We start from the raw sequence: 18355 nt of genomic DNA on the forward strand, positions 1-18355 counted from the left end.
GCACCGCAGTATTTACAATTTAGTTTTACCTTTGCGGCCAAATTGACTATAAAGCTGTACAAACCTATTCATGAAACAACACCTGCAGCATCCTGTATTTAAAATTATATCGGCCATAGCAGCCGAGCGGCAAGTGCAGGCTTATGCCATAGGTGGTTTTGTGCGCGATATTTTCCTCAACCGCCCTTCTAAAGATATTGACATTGTAGTAGTGGGCAACGGAATTGATTTTGCCGAGGCTGCTGCCAGAAAACTGAATGTTAAGCTTGCCGTGTTTAAAAGCTTTGGCACGGCTATGCTCAGGTACCAGGATGTAGAAGTGGAGTTTGTAGGTGCACGCAAAGAATCTTACAGGGCGCAGTCGCGTAAGCCCATTGTAGAGAACGGCACTTTGGAAGACGACCAGCAACGCCGCGATTTTACCATAAACGCACTGGCTATTGCCCTGCATGCCGATAATTTTGGCGAACTGATAGACCCGTTTGGCGGCATAGCCGATTTGGAGCATAAACTTATCCGTACGCCGCTAAACCCTGAAGAAACATTTTCAGACGACCCCTTGCGCATGATGCGCGCCATAAGATTTGCCTCGCAACTGAACTTTACCATTGAGGAGGCAGCGGTAGAAGCTATTAAACTTAATAAAGATCGCATTCACATCGTATCGCAGGAACGCATTACCGATGAGCTGAACAAGATCATCCTATCGCCCTTGCCTTCTATAGGCTTTAAGTACTTAATGGATACCGGTTTGCTGAAAATCATTTTTCCTCAAATGGCCAATTTGTATGGCGTAGATTATGTGAACGGCCGCGGGCATAAAGATAATTTTTACCATACGCTCCAAGTGCTCGATAATATAGCGGCGACCACTAATGACCTATGGTTGCGCTGGAGTGCTATTTTACACGATATTGCCAAACCGGCCACCAAACGTTTTGAACCCGGCCACGGGTGGACCTTTCACGGCCACGAAGACCGCGGTGCCCGAATGGTGCCCAAGCTTTTTGGCCAGTTGAAACTGCCACTGAACGACCGCATGAAATTTGTGCAGAAGCTGGTACAATTACACATGCGCCCCATAGTTTTAACGCAGGACATTGTAACAGATTCGGCCGTGCGCCGCTTACTATTTGAGGCCGGCGATGATATTGAAAGCCTGATGCTGTTATGCAAAGCAGACATTACTACCAAAAATGAGTACAAAGTAAAAAAGTATCGTCAAAACTTTGAGCTGGTTCAACAAAAATTAAAAGATGTTGAAGAGCGCGACCAATTACGCAACTGGCAGCCCCCCATTACCGGGAATGATATTATGCAGCTTTTTGGGCTAAAGGAAGGCCGCGAGGTAGGTATTATCAAAAATCAGATCCGCGAAGCCATACTGGAAGGCGACATTTCGAACACGTACGAGGCCGCTTTAGCCTTCACAATTCAAAAGGGTAACGAAATTGGCTTAAAAGTTGTGGCAAACACAAAATAAATTTTAACAGTATTATTTAACAAATCAACCTAATAAAAATGGCACTATACCGGTTCAGGGTAACTTTTGAAGATTATGATGATGTAAGCAGGGAAGTTGATATTAAATCAACTCATACTTTTGCCGATCTGCATCAGGCCATTCATCAGTCAATTGGTTATAACCCTGATTACTCTTCTTCTTTTTACATCAGCAACGACCAGTGGACCAAAGGCGAGGAAATTGCCTTTAAACCCAGCGAGCGCAAGGTAAACCGCGGTATTGCCCTGATGGAAAATTCAAAGCTTGCCGCTTTTATAGACGATCCTCACCAAAAATTCTACTATACATCAAATTTTGACCGTCCGTTTGATTTCCACGTAGAACTGGTAAAAATATTAGATGAAACGGCCGGCGTAACTTATCCCGCAACGGTTAAAACCGCTGGTGAAGCCCCTAAACAGTTTGGCAACGTTTACACGCCTACTGCCGAAGCTGCAGCCGCTGATGAAGATTTCGATTTTTTAAACGAACTGGAATATAGTCCTGAGGAAACCGAAGACTTTACCGAAGTATCAGACACAGGCGAACTTGTGGTAGATAAAGGAGAAGAAAGCCATGATGAAGAAGACGAATTTGGCGGCGATTTTGCCGATAACGACGGCTTCGACGATGATGACCATGGCAGCAGCCGCGGTAAGAGTGACGATTATTAACAGACAATTTCTCACACTTCGTCATTGCGAGTTACGAAGCAATCTCTGAACTATGCAGATGTGTAGGTATCAAACGCAGAGATTGCTTCGTACCTCGCAATGACGTTTTATAATTTAACACTTTTCAATGCGCAGCAAATACCTTATCAGTGTAGCCGGCCCTACGGCTATTGGTAAAACTGCTGCTGCCATTGCGCTGGCCGGCTACTATCAAACAGCCATACTCTCGGCCGATTCCCGCCAGTTTTATCGTGAAATGAGCATTGGTACCGCCAAACCTTCTACCGAAGAACTGGCCGCCGCGCCACATCATTTCATTAATTCGCATAGTATTACAGATGCCTTTAACGTAGGCGATTTTGAAAGGGAAGGCTTAGCGCTGTTAGACGATCTCTTTACAAGGCAGGACATTGTGTTGATGGCAGGAGGTTCGGGCTTGTACCTCAAAGCCATTACTGAAGGCTTTGACGATTTGCCTGATATTGACCCTTTAATTCGCGAAAACCTAAATAAGCTTTTTGCCGAAAAGGGCGTAGCTGCTTTGCAGGAGCGTTTAAAAATTGCTGACCCCGCCTACTACCTCCAGGTTGACCTTAATAACCCACAGCGCCTTATACGCGCCCTGGAGGTTAGTGAAGGCACCGGGAAGCCCTACTCCTCCTATCGTAAGGGAAGCACGCAGCAACGGCCTTTCAGCAGTATTAAGATTGGTTTAGACATGCCCCGTGAGGAACTATACGCTCGCATAAACCAGCGGGTAAACGCGATGATCACCGCCGGCCTTGTAGATGAAGTTAAGCAACTGCTACCCTACCGTCACCTCAATGCACTCAACACGGTAGGCTACTCTGAGATATTTGATTACCTCGATGATAAAACCGACTTGAATAAGGCCATTGAAATGATCAAGCAAAATACAAGGCGCTTTGCCAAAAGGCAACTAACATGGTTTAGAAAAGACAAAGACATCCAATGGTTTTTACCCACCGATGTCTCTGCTATGATCAATTATATCGACGAAACTATTGCTGCTCGCTCAAACGCTTAATGCAGGTTTCGAGGCTGTGGCGCCAGTAAGGTATTTGAATATTAAAAGTTGATCTCACTTTAGCCTTATCCATTACCGAGTAAGTTGGCCTGATGGCCGGCGTTGGATATTCGGCAGTGCGTATAGGGTAAACTTTTACCTGGGTTTTTGAAATATCGAAAATAGCCTGGGCAAAATCGTACCACGAAGTTACCCCCTCGTTGCTGTAATGATAAATTCCATACTGCTTGTTATCGGCAGCGATGATATCTAAAATACATTTAGCCAAATCGATAGCATAAGTAGGTGTACCCACCTGGTCAGCAATAATTCTAAGTTCATCGCGCTCGGCACCCAGGCGCAGCATAGTTTTCACAAAGTTATTTCCAAACTCCGAATACAGCCAGCTGGTACGCAGGGTGTAGTGCTCAGGCAATACTTCGGCAATAGCATGCTCACCTTCCAGCTTGGTTAAACCATATACGTTGATGGGATTAGCAGCATCTGCCTCGGTAAGCGGGTATGGCGTATTTCCTTCAAACACAAAATCAGTAGAAACATGCACCAGGGTTGCACCGTGAGCTTTGCATAGTTTTGCCAAATTAGCAGCACCGTCGGCATTAACCTTACGTGCCGTATGCATATCTTCCTCTGCCTTATCTACAGCAGTATAAGCAGCGCAATTGATACAGAATTGTGGTTTATTCTTTTCAAACAAAGCTTCCAAGGCTGGTTCGTCCAGAATATTGGCCTCGCCTTCAACCGGAAAATAGATATCGGTAATTTGCTCATCGGCAGCTACCTTCTTTAAACAATGGCCTAACTGGCCCGATGCCCCAAAGACAATAATTTTACTCATTACAATTATACTGATGCTTACTGCCGCCAAGTTAATAAAATACGATAAAGTCTGTCCGATTTTTAATGAAAATGCGCAGGATTAGACTCTAATGATAATAAATACAAAATATTAATGATTAATTAACGTGGTAAGTGGAACATATGCGTAAACAATCCGTATTAGTATTCGATTTAGTTGTAATGAAAGTTCTTCAAAGGGCAATTGCAACACATTTTTTACAATTAAACAATTAATTTAACTTAAAAATTATACGATGAAAGAAAAAAACGTGGAAAATACCTATTTTATAAATATTTTCAACAAGGGAACTTTTTATTATTATTATTGTAAGAATATGCGCTAATTAATTATTAAGTTTTAAGAAATGATATAGTTTATTAAATGGACATTTAATTATTCGATTTATTAAAACCTTTTCAATCCAAATCACTTATCACTTTTTAAGTTATTCTTAAACAAAATTTAATTATCTTAAATAGCCTAAACAAATTACTTATATCTGAATATAATTTCATCATCAATGAATATTAAGTTTACTTACTTTGCTATTACGCTTTCAGCAGCACTGGCAATTACCTCATGTCAAACCAACAAGCGATTAGAGGGAATGGATAAAGTTTCAAAATCCCGCACTACCTTGCAAGATCTTACTCCGTTAGCTCCTCATGGCATGGTGTTCGTGCCGGCGGGTTCAATTATTGAAAAAGAAGCTGTAACAGACACATCTATGGCTGTTGACACTGTACCAAAGACGGTTACTGTAAGTGCCTTCTTTATGGATCAAACCGAGGTAACTAATAAGCAATACCGTTTATTTGTTGATTGGGTTGCCGATTCTGTAGTAGTTACCGATTACCTTAAAGACGAAAAATACTTTAAGAAAGTTAAAAAAGCAGCTCCTGCTAAAAGAAGTAAAGGCAAAAATGCACCGGTTAATGATATAGCTGTAGCCGGCGACACCAGCAAAAGCATAGAATGGAGCAAAGTTGGAGGTAGAACCCCGCTTTGGCAAAGCCCTGAACTTAAAGGCCAATTATTAGGAAAGCTTTATACCATGATCAATGGCAAGCCTACTTTAATTAAGTCTGCAGTTCTTTATCGTTACGAACGCTTATCAGTTAACCGTTCGGGCGGAACTAAATATGTTACTGATACCGTAGGTGTACCACCAGACCAAAAAGTATGGTCAACAGATTTCCCTAACTCTCAAATGGAGGTTATGGATAACAACTACTATACCAACAAGCAATACGATGACTACCCAGTGATAGGTGTTAACTGGAAACAAGCCCGCGCTTTTGCCAACTGGCGCAGCAAAATGATCTACTCAACCACAGGCGATAGGTCATTGGTAAAACAATATAACCTGCAATATAACCTGCCAACTGAAGCACAATGGGAATATGCAGCTTCAAAGGATATGAAGCCTGAAGATTTTAACAAACTTTCTACAGTTACTTTAAAAGATAAGAAAACCAAGAAAGATGTAGATGCCCTGGCGGTAAACTTCAAACAGCAAGAGGGTGACTATCGTAAAGATGGTGGTACTTTTACCATGCACGTTAAATCTTACGCACCAAACTCTTTAGGACTTTACAATTTAATGGGTAACGTTTCTGAGTGGACACTGGATGCTTTTAGCCCTTCTTACAAAGAATTTGTACATGACCTTAACCCGGTATTGTTATACGATGCGGCTGATACCGACAGCGAAGCGATGAAACGTAAAGTAGTTAGAGGTGGTTCATGGAAAGATAACGCCAATTTACTTACACCTTCTACCCGCAATTACGAAATCCAGGATGTATCGCACTCTTACATCGGTTTCAGATGTGTGATGCCTGCACCAGACATCGTTGTTGAGCAAACCAAGACACGTAAAATCGCTAAAAATTAACAGTAATAATATTAGGTAGCCGTTGTAAGGTCGGTAAATTTTTTACTTAGCTAACAAACAGGCCTACAACACAAACAACGACTCATGAAAAGATCAGCATATAAAACCCTGACAGCAGCATTTTGCCTTTTGGCTATACTATCTGTTAGCACTACGGCCGATGCGCAAAGGAAAAAAACAACGAAGAAGAGCACTAAAGCACGTACAACTGCAAAAGCGAAACCTAAAGCAAAGTACGTAGCCCCTGTTGAAACTATGCCGGAAACCACAACGCCGGTATCTACCTCGCCTGTTACTGCTTTAGCACCTGCCGTAAAAGATTCACTGCCTGCAGACTCTTTACCACCAATGGATGGCTTTTACCGCAACGAAATGTATAATAATGCCAAGGCATTTAACTACCCTGCCATTGATTCCCGCGATGTAAGATTTTACAAACGTGTTTGGCGCGATATTGATGTAAACGATCCTAAGAATTCTCTTTTCAATACGCCTGGTGCCACTTTAGCCGAAATTGTATTAGAAGGCTTGAGAACCGGTAAGCTAACCGCCTACGAGCCCAGCGCTACCAACGGCGACAGTACATTTGCTAAACGTATTAACATGGTTAATGCTTTATCAAGATTTCAGGACAGTACACTGGTAGACCAGTTTGACAGCAATGGCAACAAAATTGGTTCAAAAATGGTGTTGAACGATTTTAACCCGGCATCAATCGTTAAGTTCAGAACTAAAGAAGATATCTACTTCGATAAAAAACGTTCGATGGTGGTTACCCGCATTATTGGCATTGCACCTTTGAAAGCCATTATGGCAGCTGGTACTACAGTAGGTGAGGCTCCTGTGTTCTGGTTATATTTCCCTCAATGCCGCGACTTCTTTGCGACCAAAGATGTATCCGATCCGGATCGTAATTTATATGACACCAGCTTAGATGATATCTTTGTACAGAGAAAATATACCAGCACTATTGTGCGTGCTACCGGTTCGTCAAACTTCCGTACCACTTCGCAAATTGCTGCGGCTTCCATACCAGGTGTAACTACAGCCGATGCACTTAATGCTGATAAAGATAAAGCTGCTACTTCCAAAGAAATTGAAGCTAAGATCCAAGGCTTTAAAGACAAAACCTGGAACTACGAAATCCAGAAAAGACAAACTCCTGCTGAAAAGAAAGCTGCTGAAAAGGCAGAGAAAGCAGCAAGAGATGCTGAAAAGAACGCTAAAAAGAATGCAGATAAAGCTGCTAAGCCTGCAAAATCTAAATAGCTTCTAAACAATAACGCTAACACTTATTAAAGCTGCTCCAGTAACTGGAAGCAGCTTTTTTTATTGCTTACCTAACGGTTTTTATTTAAGTGTACAGGAAGTTATTTAGGCCCCTTTTAGATACCTTTTACGCTCAACATCTTTCTAATGCCATAATCAATTCTAAATTAGCGTGAGCCGTCGTAATACAATATGACAATACCAGGGAAGTAAGGGTTTGATAATAATAGTAGTTAGCCCGGTTAAGCTTTATAAGCTACCCAACGAACTCCCGAATGTTGGTGTGTTAAACATAACTTAAGGCTTTAATGCATCGGAAACAAGCCCCTGTACCTCAATTAGCCTTGGCATGTCTTACAATGTAACGTAAATAAAGTAAATAAGCCTGTTTGTGTGCAAATGCCCGGATAGAGTGAGTACCTGCACATTAGGGCCTCTCCTATTCAAGCAGGCGATAAATGTCTATGTTCTGGCCGCTTTACAAAACTGATTATTCATAGGGCAATTCTTTTCCTTAATACCCATTTGAAATACGGCTCCTATTTCCTCGTATGCCACCAACAAAAAAGGCTACCCATAAAGGGTAGCCTTGAATATTTATGAGTGAGCTATTACGCTTCTACTTCTTCAGTTTTAGAAGCCATCAGGCGGTCAAACTCTTCTTGTGAACCTACGCGGATATTGTCGTATGCGCGTAAACCTGTTCCCGAAGGTATTAAGTGACCTACGATAACATTCTCTTTCAAACCTAACATCATATCGCGTTTACCTGCAATGGCAGCTTCGTTCAATACTTTGGTAGTTTCCTGGAACGATGCAGCCGAGATGAACGACTTGGTACCTAATGATGCACGGGTAATACCTTGCAGTATAGGGCTCGAGGTTGCCGCAATAGCATCACGAACTTCTACCAATTTCTGATCCTTACGTTTCAGGCTCGAGTTCTCATCTCTTAAACGACGCAGAGATACGATCTGACCAGCTTTCAGTGTAGTGGAATCACCTGGTTCCATAACCACTTTCTTATCAAATATGTCATCGTTCTCTATCATGAAGTCCCAGCTATCAACCGCTTCCTTCTCTAAGAACGTGGTATCTCCTGCATCCTCAATAGAAACTTTCTGCATCATCTGGTGAACAATAACCTCGAAGTGCTTATCGTTGATCTTCACACCTTGTAAACGATAAACCTCTTGTATACCATTTACTAAGTATTCTTGTACAGCTGCAGGGCCTTTGATAGACAATATGTCGGCTGGCGATATTGAACCGTCAGACAGTGGCATACCGGCTTTAACAAAGTCGTTATCCTGTACCAGAATGTGTTTAGACAATGGCACCAAGTATTTTTTTACCTGACCATCTCTCGATTCGATAGTGATTTCACGGTTACCACGTTTAACACCACCTAAGGTTACCACACCATCAATCTCGGTCACAACGGCCGGGTTAGATGGGTTACGTGCTTCGAACAATTCGGTTACACGTGGTAAACCACCGGTAATATCCCGTGTTTTACCTGCCGAACGAGGTATTTTAGCAATTACCTGTCCGGTTTGTATTTTCTCACCTTCTTCAATAGCAATGTGGGCGCCTACCGGGATGTTGTATCCTTTAATGATATCGCCACCTTTTTCTGCTATCTGGATAACCGGGTTCTTGGTTTTATCGCGGGTATCAATAATTACTTTCTCACGGTGACCGGTTTGCTCATCCGATTCCTCACGGAAGGTAATACCTTCCAATACAGCGTCGAATTTAGCGTTACCAGCAAACTCAGAGATAATAACGGCATTGTACGGATCCCATGAACAGATACGATCGCCTTTGGTTACTTTGCTGCCATCTTTAATATACAGGTAAGAACCGTAAGGGATGTTGTTGGTCACGATCACCTTGTTTGTACCTTCTTCAACGATACGGAATTCGCCCGAACGACCTAATACTACTTCTACGCTGCCATCTTCGGCAGTTTCAAATGGTACGGTACGCACGTTTTCAAATTCAATGATACCGTCGTAACGTGCATTAATTTGAGACTCCGCCGCAATGTTAGAGGCAGTACCACCCACGTGGAACGTACGAAGTGTTAACTGTGTACCCGGCTCACCAATTGACTGGGCTGCAATTACACCAACCGCTTCACCGCGCTGAACGCGTTTACCGCTGGCAAGGTTACGTCCGTAGCACAATGCACACACACCACGCTTGCTTTCGCAGGTCAATACCGAACGGATTTCGATACCTTCCAATGGTGAATTCTCAATGCTCTTAGCAATATCTTCGGTAATGTCTTGTCCGGCGCTTACCAACAATTCGCTGGTTAACGGGTCAAATACATCATGAAGCGAGGTACGGCCCAAAATACGATCGTATAATGGTTCAACAATATCCTCGTTGTCTTTTAATGCTGTTGTATAAATACCACGTAATGTTCCGCAATCAGTTTCACCCACAATCATATCCTGGGCAACATCATGTAAACGACGGGTTAAGTAACCCGCATCCGCAGTTTTCAACGCCGTATCCGCCAAACCTTTACGGGCACCGTGGGTAGAGATAAAGTACTCTAATACCGACAGGCCTTCTTTAAAGTTTGATAAGATCGGGTTTTCGATAATCTCACCACCTGAACCTGATTTTTGAGGCTTGGCCATCAAACCACGCATACCTGCAAGCTGACGGATTTGCTCTTTAGAACCACGTGCACCAGAATCCAACATCATGTAAACCGAGTTGAAGCCCTGGTTATCGGTAGACAAGATCTCCATTACATTCGACGTTAAGCGATTGTTGATACGAGTCCAGATATCGATAATTTGGTTATAACGCTCGTTGTTGGTAATGAAACCCATGTTATAGTTATTCATTACTTCTTCAACCTCGCGAGACGCCTGGGCTATCAGTTCAACCTTTTGCTCAGGAATATTAACATCCTGCAAGTTGAAAGATAAACCACCCTGGAATGCCATTCTGAAACCTAATTCCTTAATATCATCAAGGAACTGTGCTGCACGGGCCATACCAGTATTCTTCACTACTTCACCAATAATATCACGCAGTGATTTTTTGGTTAACAGTTCGTTGATGTAACCTACTTCTTCGGGCACGTGTTGGTTAAATAACACACGACCAACGGTAGTATCAATCAATCTATGAGCGATGCTGCCATCGCGTTCTTTAATTTTTGCTTTTACTTTAATAAAGGCATGCAGGTCAATTTTCTTCTCATTGTAAGCGATAATCACCTCTTCGGCAGAGTAAAAAGACAAACCTTGTCCTTTAACCACACGCTCCTCATCAGTTTTACGGCCTTTAGTAATGTAGTAAAGACCCAAAACCATATCCTGCGATGGTACTGTAATAGGCGTACCGTTGGCAGGGTTCAAAATGTTGTGTGAAGCTAACATCAGGATCTGGGCTTCCAAAATAGCGGCATTACCAAGTGGTACGTGCACAGCCATCTGGTCACCGTCAAAATCCGCGTTGAATGCCGTACAAGTTAATGGGTGCAACTGAATTGCTTTACCTTCAACCAGCTTTGGCTGGAACGACTGGATACCTAACCTGTGCAGCGTAGGCGCACGGTTTAATAACACAGGGTGTCCTTTCAATACATTTTCTAAGATGTCCCAAACTAATGGATCCTTACGGTCAACAATCTTTTTGGCAGATTTTACTGTTTTAACCACACCACGCTCAATCATCTTGCGAATGATAAATGGTTTAAACAGCTCGGCAGCCATATCCTTAGGTAAACCGCACTCGTGTAACTTAAGGTTAGGTCCAACCACAATTACCGAACGGGCAGAATAATCCACACGCTTACCTAATAAGTTTTGACGGAAACGGCCTTGTTTACCTTTCAGAATATCTGAAAGTGATTTTAAGGCACGGTTACCTTCAGTTTTTACCGCGTTAACTTTACGTGAGTTATCAAATAACGAATCCACAGCTTCCTGCAGCATACGTTTTTCGTTACGTAAAATCACTTCCGGTGCTTTGATCTCGATCAAACGTTTTAAACGGTTGTTACGGATAATTACACGACGGTATAAATCATTTAAATCTGAAGTTGCGAAACGACCACCTTCCAGTGGTACTAACGGACGTAATTCAGGAGGTATAACAGGAACGATCTTCACGATCATCCATTCCGGGTTGTTATCTATACGGCTTTTAGCATCGCGGAAAGCTTCAACCACCTGAAGGCGTTTTAAAGCTTCGTTTTTACGTTGCTGAGAAGTTTCGTTAGCAGCCTGGTGACGCAAATCGTACGATAACTGGTCAAGGTCGATACGCTTCAATAATTCCTCTAAAGCTTCGGCACCCATTTTGGCAACAAATTTCTGAGGATCTTTGTCGTCAAGATACTGGTTCTCTTTAGGTAAAGTATCTAACACATCCAGGTACTCTTCTTCTGTCAGGAAATCCATTTTGGAAATACCGTCAGATTCTTTGATACCCGGTTGTATAACTACGTAACGCTCGTAGTATATAATTAAATCTAATTTTTTAGTTGGTAAGCCCAGTAAGTAACCAATTTTGTTTGGCAACGAACGGAAGTACCAAATATGCGCAACAGGAACCACCAGGTTAATGTGGCCCATACGCTCACGACGTACTTTCTTTTCGGTTACTTCAACACCGCAACGGTCGCAAACGATCCCTTTGTAACGGATACGTTTGTATTTACCGCAATGACACTCATAATCTTTAACCGGACCAAAAATACGCTCACAGAACAAACCATCACGCTCGGGTTTGTAAGTACGGTAGTTGATGGTTTCTGGCTTTAACACCTCACCACTTGAACGCTCCAAAATAGACTCCGGAGAGGCTAAGCTGATGGTAATGGTGGTGAAGTTGCTTTTTATTTTATTATCTTTTTTATAAGACATATTTATTTTTTAAATGATTTAGTGGAGAGTGATTAATAAAGATTCAATCTCTCTTCTTGCACGTAAAAGTTAACAAAGGATTGAATGGTTACCCACTCAATCCCTCACTAATCAATATTATTCTAATGTGATATCCAAACCTAAACCTCTTAACTCGTGAACCAATACGTTGAATGATTCCGGTACAGATGGTGTAGGCAAGTTTTCACCTTTAACAATGGCTTCGTAAGTTTTAGCACGGCCAATAACATCATCAGATTTCACAGTAAGGATCTCTTGCAGGATGTTGGCAGCACCAAATGCTTCCAGTGCCCAAACCTCCATCTCACCAAAACGCTGACCACCAAACTGGGCTTTACCACCCAATGGTTGTTGTGTGATTAATGAGTATGGTCCGATTGAACGGGCGTGCATCTTATCATCAACCATGTGACCTAATTTCAGCATGTAGATAATACCTACGGTAGTTGGCTGGTCAAAACGATCTCCGGTTAAGCCATTGTACAGGTAAGTACGTCCGGTAGCCGGTAATTTTGCTTTGGCAATCCAGTCTTCCACTTCCTGATAGGTTGCACCATCAAAAATAGGAGTAGCGAATTTAACACCCAGCTCTTTACCTGCCCAACCTAATACAGTTTCGTAGATTTGCCCCAAGTTCATACGTGAAGGTACACCCAGTGGGTTCAACACGATATCAACCGGAGTACCATCTTCCAGGAACGGCATATCTTCGTCACGTACAATACGTGCCACAATACCTTTGTTACCGTGACGACCGGCCATCTTATCACCCACTTTAAGCTTACGCTTTTTAGCGATGTATACTTTAGCCATTTGAACGATACCCGATGGAAGCTCGTCACCTACGCTGATCGCAAATTTATCGCGACGGTAAGCACCCAGTTCCTCGTTGATTTTGATGTTGTAGTTATGCAACAACAACTTGATCTGATCGTTCTTGTCATCGTCGGTTGTCCACTTAGTTGGGTTAATGTTTTCGTATGGTAGCTCGGCTAATATCTTCTGAGTGAACTTAACACCCTTAGCTACTAACAGTTCCTTGTAAACATTGAACACACCCTGTGAAGTTTTACCATTCACAATTTCAAATAATTTATCAACCAAACGGGTTTTCAGCTCTTTTACAGCCCTGTCATGTTTAGCATCCAGTTTTTCTAACTGTGCTTTTTCTTCTGCTTTCGTAGTTTTCTTAGCACGTGAGAACAACTTGGTATCAATAACCACACCGGCAATTGATGGCGGGGTTTTCAAAGAAGCATCTTTTACGTCACCGGCTTTGTCACCAAAAATAGCACGTAACAGTTTTTCTTCCGGTGATGGGTCAGACTCACCCTTAGGAGTGATCTTACCAATCAGGATATCGCCTTCTTTAACCTCGGCACCTACACGGATAATACCGTCTTCGTCCAGGTCTTTAGTGGCTTCTTCAGATACGTTAGGGATATCCGGTGTTAACTCTTCCTCACCACGTTTAGTGTCACGAACTTCAAGTTCAAACTCTTCAACGTGTAAAGAGGTAAAGATATCTTGCGATACCACACGCTCAGAAATCACAATCGCATCCTCAAAGTTGTATCCTTGCCAAGGCATGAACGCAACCTTCATGTTACGACCTAAAGCCAGTTCACCGTTCTGCGTTGCATAGCCTTCGCAAAGCACTTGTCCTTTCTCAACTCTTTGGCCTTTGGTTACAATAGGCTTCAAGTTCATGGTAGTGCTCTGGTTAGTTTTTTGGAACTTGATCAGGCGGTAAGATTTGGTATCGTCATCAAATGATACTAAACGATCATCTTCTGTACGGTCATATCTGATTTTAATTTCGTTGGCATCTACATACTCAACCACACCATTACCTTCGGCGTTAACCAAGGTACGGCTGTCTTTCGCTACACGGCCTTCCAAACCTGTACCTACAATTGGCGCCTCAGGGCGTAAAAGCGGCACGGCCTGGCGTTGCATGTTCGAACCCATCAACGCACGGTTAGCATCATCATGCTCCAGGAACGGAATCAATGAAGCTGCAATCGAAGTGATCTGGTTAGGTGCAATGTCCATGTAATCCAAACGCTCAGGCTCAATAATCGGGAAGTCACCCTCAAAACGAGCTTTTACGCGTGGCGTAGCAAACACACCTTTATCATCATACACGGCATTAGCCTGACCAATGGTTTTACCATCTTCGTCTTCTGCCGATAAATAAATAACCGGCTCATCCATAACTACAGTACCGTTATCCACACGTTTGTATGGAGTTTCGATAAATCCTAAGCTATTGATCTTAGCGTGGACACAAAGTGAAGAGATCAAACCAATGTTTGGTCCTTCTGGTGTTTCAATGGTACACAAGCGACCATAGTGGGTATAGTGCACGTCACGTACCTCAAAACCGGCACGCTCACGAGACAGACCACCGGGCCCAAGCGCCGAAAGACGGCGTTTGTGAGTGATCTCGGCTAATGGATTGGTTTGATCCATGAACTGAGATAACTGGTTGGTACCAAAGAACGAGTTAATTACTGATGATAAAGTACGCGCATTGATCAGGTCAGTTGGTGTAAACACCTCGTTATCCCTGATGTTCATACGCTCGCGGATGGTACGGGCCATACGGGCCAAACCAACACCAAATTGAGCGTATAACTGCTCACCTACCGTACGTACACGACGGTTAGACAAGTGGTCAATATCATCCACCTCAGCTTTAGAGTTGATCAACTTGATCAGGTACTTAACAATAGCGATAATATCTGCCTTGGTTAATACTTTGATCTCGTCTGATGTATCAAGCTTAAGTTTACGGTTGATGCGGTAACGACCTACATCTCCCAAATCATATCTTTTATCCGAGAAGAACAAACGATCGATGATACCACGAGCAGTTTCCTCATCAGGTGGTTCGGCGTTACGTAACTGGCGATAGATGTGCTCCACCGCTTCTTTCTCAGAGTTCGAAGTATCTTTTTGTAAGGTATTATATATAATGGTATAATCACCGCTGGTTGAGGCATCTTCCTTGTTCAGGATAATGGTTTTCACACCAGCATCGATGATTTGATCAATGTTATCATCATCCAGTACTGTTTCGCGCTCAAGGATGATCTCATTACGATCGATAGATACCACTTCACCGGTATCCTCGTCCACAAAGTCTTCCACCCATTTTTTAAGCACCCTTGCAGCAAGCTTACGGCCAACAAATTTCTTAAGGCCAGATTTGCTTACTTTCACTTCATCGGCAAGTTCAAATAATTCTAAGATGTCTTTATCTGAATCATAACCAATGGCACGAAGCAAGGTAGTAACCGGGAATTTCTTTTTACGGTCAATGTAAGCATACATTACGTTGTTAACGTCTGTAGCAAACTCAATCCATGATCCTTTGAAAGGGATAACACGGGCAGAGTATAATTTAGTACCGTTAGTGTGGCGGCTTTGGCCAAAGAACACACCTGGTGAACGGTGCAACTGCGAAACGATTACACGCTCGGCACCGTTAATTACGAAAGTACCTTTAGGCGTCATGTAAGGAATAGTACCTAAGTACACATCCTGCACAATGGTTTCAAAGTCTTCGTGCTCTTCATCATTACATGAAAGGCGAAGCTTTGCCTTTAAAGGCACACTGTAAGTTAAACCACGGTCGATACACTCTTGAATATCGTAACGTGGCGGATCAATAAAGTAATCCAAAAACTCTAACACGAAAATGTTACGAGAATCGGAAATTGGAAAATTTTCGGCAAATACTTTAAACAAGCCTTCTTTATGACGGTTGTCTGAAGTGGTTTCCAGCTGGAAAAATTCCTGAAAAGATTTCAACTGTACATCCAGAAAGTCAGGGTAGTCAAGGACGTGCCTGCTGGTTGCAAAGTTCACTCTTTGGTTATTTTTGTTTGCCAAGGGATTATAATTTTAATATTGTATTAAACTCTTACCGGTTTATTTAAAGTTGTTCCTGAACTTCAAACAAAAATGAAAACGTTATAAACAGCAATAGACCCCGACCAAATACGGTCGGAGTCTTATGCTAAGGGCTCTATTGAGTTAAATTACTTAACTTCAACTACAGCTCCGGCTTCTTCTAAGGCTTTCTTTAAAGATTCAGCTTCTTCTTTAGAAACACCAGCTTTTACTTCTTTTGGTGCACCATCAACTAAGTCTTTAGCTTCTTTCAAACCTAAACCAGTTAAGTCTTTTACTAATTTAACAACTGCTAATTTAGCGCCGCCAGCTTCTTTCAAGATAACATCAAATGAAGTTTGTTCTGCAGCAGCTGCAGGGGCATCACCACCAGCAGCAGGAGCAGCTACAGCTACAGCTGCAGCAGCAGGCTCAATACCATACTCATCTTTTAAGATCTGAGCTAATTCGTTAACTTCTTTTACTGTTAAGTTTACCAACTGTTCAGCAAACGATTTTAAATCTGCCATTTTATTTTAATTTTAGCTTTTAAATACTTTGTGTTTTATTCGAACTTTAACGAGGCGTTCGACTAACCTTCTCTTTCTTGTAATGTTTTTACCAGTCCTGCAATAGTAGTTCCACCCGATTGTAGGGCAGAAAGTACATTCTTAGCAGGTGATTGCAATAATCCAATGATTTCGCCAACCAACTCTTCTTTCGATTTCAGCGTCATTAACGCATCAAGCTGATTATCACCAACAAATGCTGATGAGTAAACATAGGCTGCTTTCAATACCGGCTTATCGCCTTGTTTTCTCAAATCCTTGATCAGTTTAGCCGGAGCTTTAGCTGATTTAGAAAATAAAATAGTAGATGTACCTTTCAATACATCATACAGGGGTGAAAAATCACCTTCTGCAGCTTCTAAAGCTTTCTCGATCAAGCTGTTTTTGGCAACTTGCATAACGATATCGCTTTCAAAGCACTTGCGACGGATGTTGTTGATCTTAGCTACTGTTAAATCAGCGGTATCGGTAATATAGAAATTACCATACTCGTTAATCTGCTCAGTTAGCGCGGCAACTAATTCGTATTTTTCTTCTTTATTCATGATTAGATCCCCGCTACTGATTTAGTTTCAACCTGGATTCCTTGCGACATGGTCGAAGAAACATGAATACTCTTGAAGTATGTTCCTTTAGCTGATGATGGTTTTAATTTAGAGATAGTTTGCAATACTTCTAAAGCATTCTCATAAATTTTCTCAGCAGGGAAAGATACTTTACCTATTGAGGCATGGATGATACCGGTTTTGTCAACCTTGAAATCGATCTTACCGCCTTTTACGTCAGTTACAGCTTTACCCACTTCTGGAGTTACTGTACCTGATTTAGGGTTAGGCATAAGGTTACGCGGGCCTAAAATACGACCCAAACGACCTACCTTAGCCATAACGCTTGGCATGGTGATGATAATGTCAACGTCAGTCCATCCGCCTTCTATTTTAGCGATGTAATCGTCCAAACCTACGTAATCTGCACCTGCGTCTTTAGCTTCTTGCTCCTTGTCTGGAGTACAAAGCACCAAAACACGTACAGTCTTACCGGTTCCATGAGGTAAAGTTGCAATACCACGCACCATTTGATTGGCTTTACGTGGGTCTACACCTAAACGTACATCGATATCAACTGATGCATCAAACTTAGTGGTGGTAATATCCTTCACTAAATTAGTTGCGTCTTGTAATGTGTACGCTTTGTTAGCCTCAATTTTGGAGAGTACTGCTTTTTGATTTTTTGTTAATCTAGCCACTGTCTTAAACTGATTTGTGTGTTAATAATTAATTCCAGGGCGCTGTACCGGATACGGTAATACCCATGCTGCGAGCAGTACCAGCTACCATTTTCATGGCAGACTCTTCTGTAAACGCGTTTAAGTCAGGCATTTTATCTTTAGCTATGCTGGCAACCTGCTCCCAACTTACGTTGGCAACTTTCTTACGGTTGGGCTCGGCCGAACCACCTTTTAAACCTGCAGCTTCCAATAATTGGATGGCAACAGGAGGAGTTTTAATGATAAAATCAAATGACTTGTCGACATAAACAGTAATTACTACCGGCAACACTTTACCAGGTTTATCCTGAGTACGTGCATTGAATTGCTTGCAAAATTCCATGATATTCACCCCTTTCGCACCCAATGCTGGGCCAATTGGAGGTGATGGATTTGCAGCGCCACCCTTAACTTGTAGTTTTACTAACGCACCGACTTCTTTTGCCATCTTTAATTTAATTTAT

General features: G+C 42.3%; 12 protein-coding genes. 5 read left to right on the forward strand and 7 right to left on the reverse strand.

The annotated features are described in order from the left end of the window. Positions 1-70: 70 nt before the first annotated feature. The 3 genes from IEV61_RS02245 (at position 71) to miaA (ending at position 3226) form a co-directional block, all read left to right on the forward strand. Positions 71-1483: a CCA tRNA nucleotidyltransferase gene (locus IEV61_RS02245; RefSeq protein ID WP_188413384.1), complete on the forward strand. Its 1413-nt coding sequence runs from the start codon at positions 71-73 to the stop codon at positions 1481-1483. A gap of 38 nt (positions 1484-1521) precedes the next feature. Continuing rightward, on the forward strand, positions 1522-2178 hold the full coding sequence (locus IEV61_RS02250) for an IS1096 element passenger TnpR family protein (RefSeq protein WP_188413386.1): 657 nt from the start codon (positions 1522-1524) through the stop codon (positions 2176-2178). A gap of 127 nt (positions 2179-2305) precedes the next feature. Then, positions 2306-3226, forward strand: coding sequence for a tRNA (adenosine(37)-N6)-dimethylallyltransferase MiaA (miaA, locus tag IEV61_RS02255; protein WP_188413388.1), 921 nt, complete (start codon positions 2306-2308; stop codon positions 3224-3226). On the opposite strand, the gene rfbD is transcribed toward miaA, so the two are convergent. Beyond that, the gene (rfbD, locus tag IEV61_RS02260; protein WP_188413390.1) at positions 3201-4064 is read right to left on the reverse strand and encodes a dTDP-4-dehydrorhamnose reductase; all 864 of its coding nucleotides are present in this window, start codon (positions 4062-4064) and stop codon (positions 3201-3203) included. The genes miaA and rfbD overlap by 26 nt on opposite strands. A 523-nt stretch (positions 4065-4587) precedes the next feature. Here rfbD and porK point away from each other — a divergent pair. Next, complete coding sequence (porK, locus tag IEV61_RS02265; RefSeq protein ID WP_188413392.1) at positions 4588-5964, forward strand: T9SS ring complex lipoprotein PorK/GldK; 1377 nt, start codon at positions 4588-4590, stop codon at positions 5962-5964. A gap of 84 nt (positions 5965-6048) precedes the next feature. Further along, on the forward strand, positions 6049-7233 hold the full coding sequence (porN, locus tag IEV61_RS02270) for a type IX secretion system ring subunit PorN/GldN (RefSeq protein WP_188413394.1): 1185 nt from the start codon (positions 6049-6051) through the stop codon (positions 7231-7233). A gap of 611 nt (positions 7234-7844) precedes the next feature. Here porN and rpoC read toward each other — a convergent pair. The 6 genes from rpoC to rplK all read right to left on the reverse strand — a co-directional run bounded on the left by rpoC (position 7845) and on the right by rplK (position 18339). Continuing rightward, positions 7845-12134, reverse strand: a complete 4290-nt coding sequence (gene rpoC, locus IEV61_RS02275; protein WP_188413396.1) for a DNA-directed RNA polymerase subunit beta' — start codon at positions 12132-12134, stop codon at positions 7845-7847. 117 nt (positions 12135-12251) lie between these two features. Next, a complete protein-coding gene (gene rpoB / locus IEV61_RS02280) occupies positions 12252-16055 on the reverse strand; it encodes a DNA-directed RNA polymerase subunit beta (protein ID WP_188413398.1) in 3804 nt (1267 codons plus the stop codon). 149 nt (positions 16056-16204) lie between these two features. Beyond that, positions 16205-16585: a 50S ribosomal protein L7/L12 gene (gene rplL / locus IEV61_RS02285; RefSeq protein WP_188413399.1), complete on the reverse strand. Its 381-nt coding sequence runs from the start codon at positions 16583-16585 to the stop codon at positions 16205-16207. Positions 16586-16647: 62 nt separating this feature from the next. After that, the gene (rplJ, locus tag IEV61_RS02290; protein ID WP_188413401.1) at positions 16648-17169 is read right to left on the reverse strand and encodes a 50S ribosomal protein L10; all 522 of its coding nucleotides are present in this window, start codon (positions 17167-17169) and stop codon (positions 16648-16650) included. Positions 17170-17171: 2 nt separating this feature from the next. Continuing rightward, a complete protein-coding gene (rplA, locus tag IEV61_RS02295; protein ID WP_188413403.1) occupies positions 17172-17870 on the reverse strand; it encodes a 50S ribosomal protein L1 in 699 nt (232 codons plus the stop codon). A 28-nt stretch (positions 17871-17898) separates the two neighbouring features. Beyond that, positions 17899-18339, reverse strand: coding sequence for a 50S ribosomal protein L11 (gene rplK / locus IEV61_RS02300; RefSeq protein WP_188413404.1), 441 nt, complete (start codon positions 18337-18339; stop codon positions 17899-17901). Positions 18340-18355: the final 16 nt, after the last annotated feature.

Source organism: Mucilaginibacter galii (genome assembly GCF_014635825.1).
GTDB lineage: Bacteria > Bacteroidota > Bacteroidia > Sphingobacteriales > Sphingobacteriaceae > Mucilaginibacter > Mucilaginibacter galii.

What these genes read in the sequence shown, in the direction of transcription:
- IEV61_RS02245 (WP_188413384.1), top strand. Translation starts at nt 71, where the DNA reads ATGAAACAACACCTGCAGCATCCTGTATTTAAAATTATATCGGCCATA.
- IEV61_RS02250 (WP_188413386.1), top strand. Translation starts at nt 1,522, where the DNA reads ATGGCACTATACCGGTTCAGGGTAACTTTTGAAGATTATGATGATGTA.
- miaA (WP_188413388.1), top strand. Translation starts at nt 2,306, where the DNA reads ATGCGCAGCAAATACCTTATCAGTGTAGCCGGCCCTACGGCTATTGGT.
- rfbD (WP_188413390.1), bottom strand. Translation starts at nt 4,064, where the DNA reads ATGAGTAAAATTATTGTCTTTGGGGCATCGGGCCAGTTAGGCCATTGT.
- porK (WP_188413392.1), top strand. Translation starts at nt 4,588, where the DNA reads ATGAATATTAAGTTTACTTACTTTGCTATTACGCTTTCAGCAGCACTG.
- porN (WP_188413394.1), top strand. Translation starts at nt 6,049, where the DNA reads ATGAAAAGATCAGCATATAAAACCCTGACAGCAGCATTTTGCCTTTTG.
- rpoC (WP_188413396.1), bottom strand. Translation starts at nt 12,134, where the DNA reads ATGTCTTATAAAAAAGATAATAAAATAAAAAGCAACTTCACCACCATT.
- rplL (WP_188413399.1), bottom strand. Translation starts at nt 16,585, where the DNA reads ATGGCAGATTTAAAATCGTTTGCTGAACAGTTGGTAAACTTAACAGTA.
- rplJ (WP_188413401.1), bottom strand. Translation starts at nt 17,169, where the DNA reads ATGAATAAAGAAGAAAAATACGAATTAGTTGCCGCGCTAACTGAGCAG.
- rplK (WP_188413404.1), bottom strand. Translation starts at nt 18,339, where the DNA reads ATGGCAAAAGAAGTCGGTGCGTTAGTAAAACTACAAGTTAAGGGTGGC.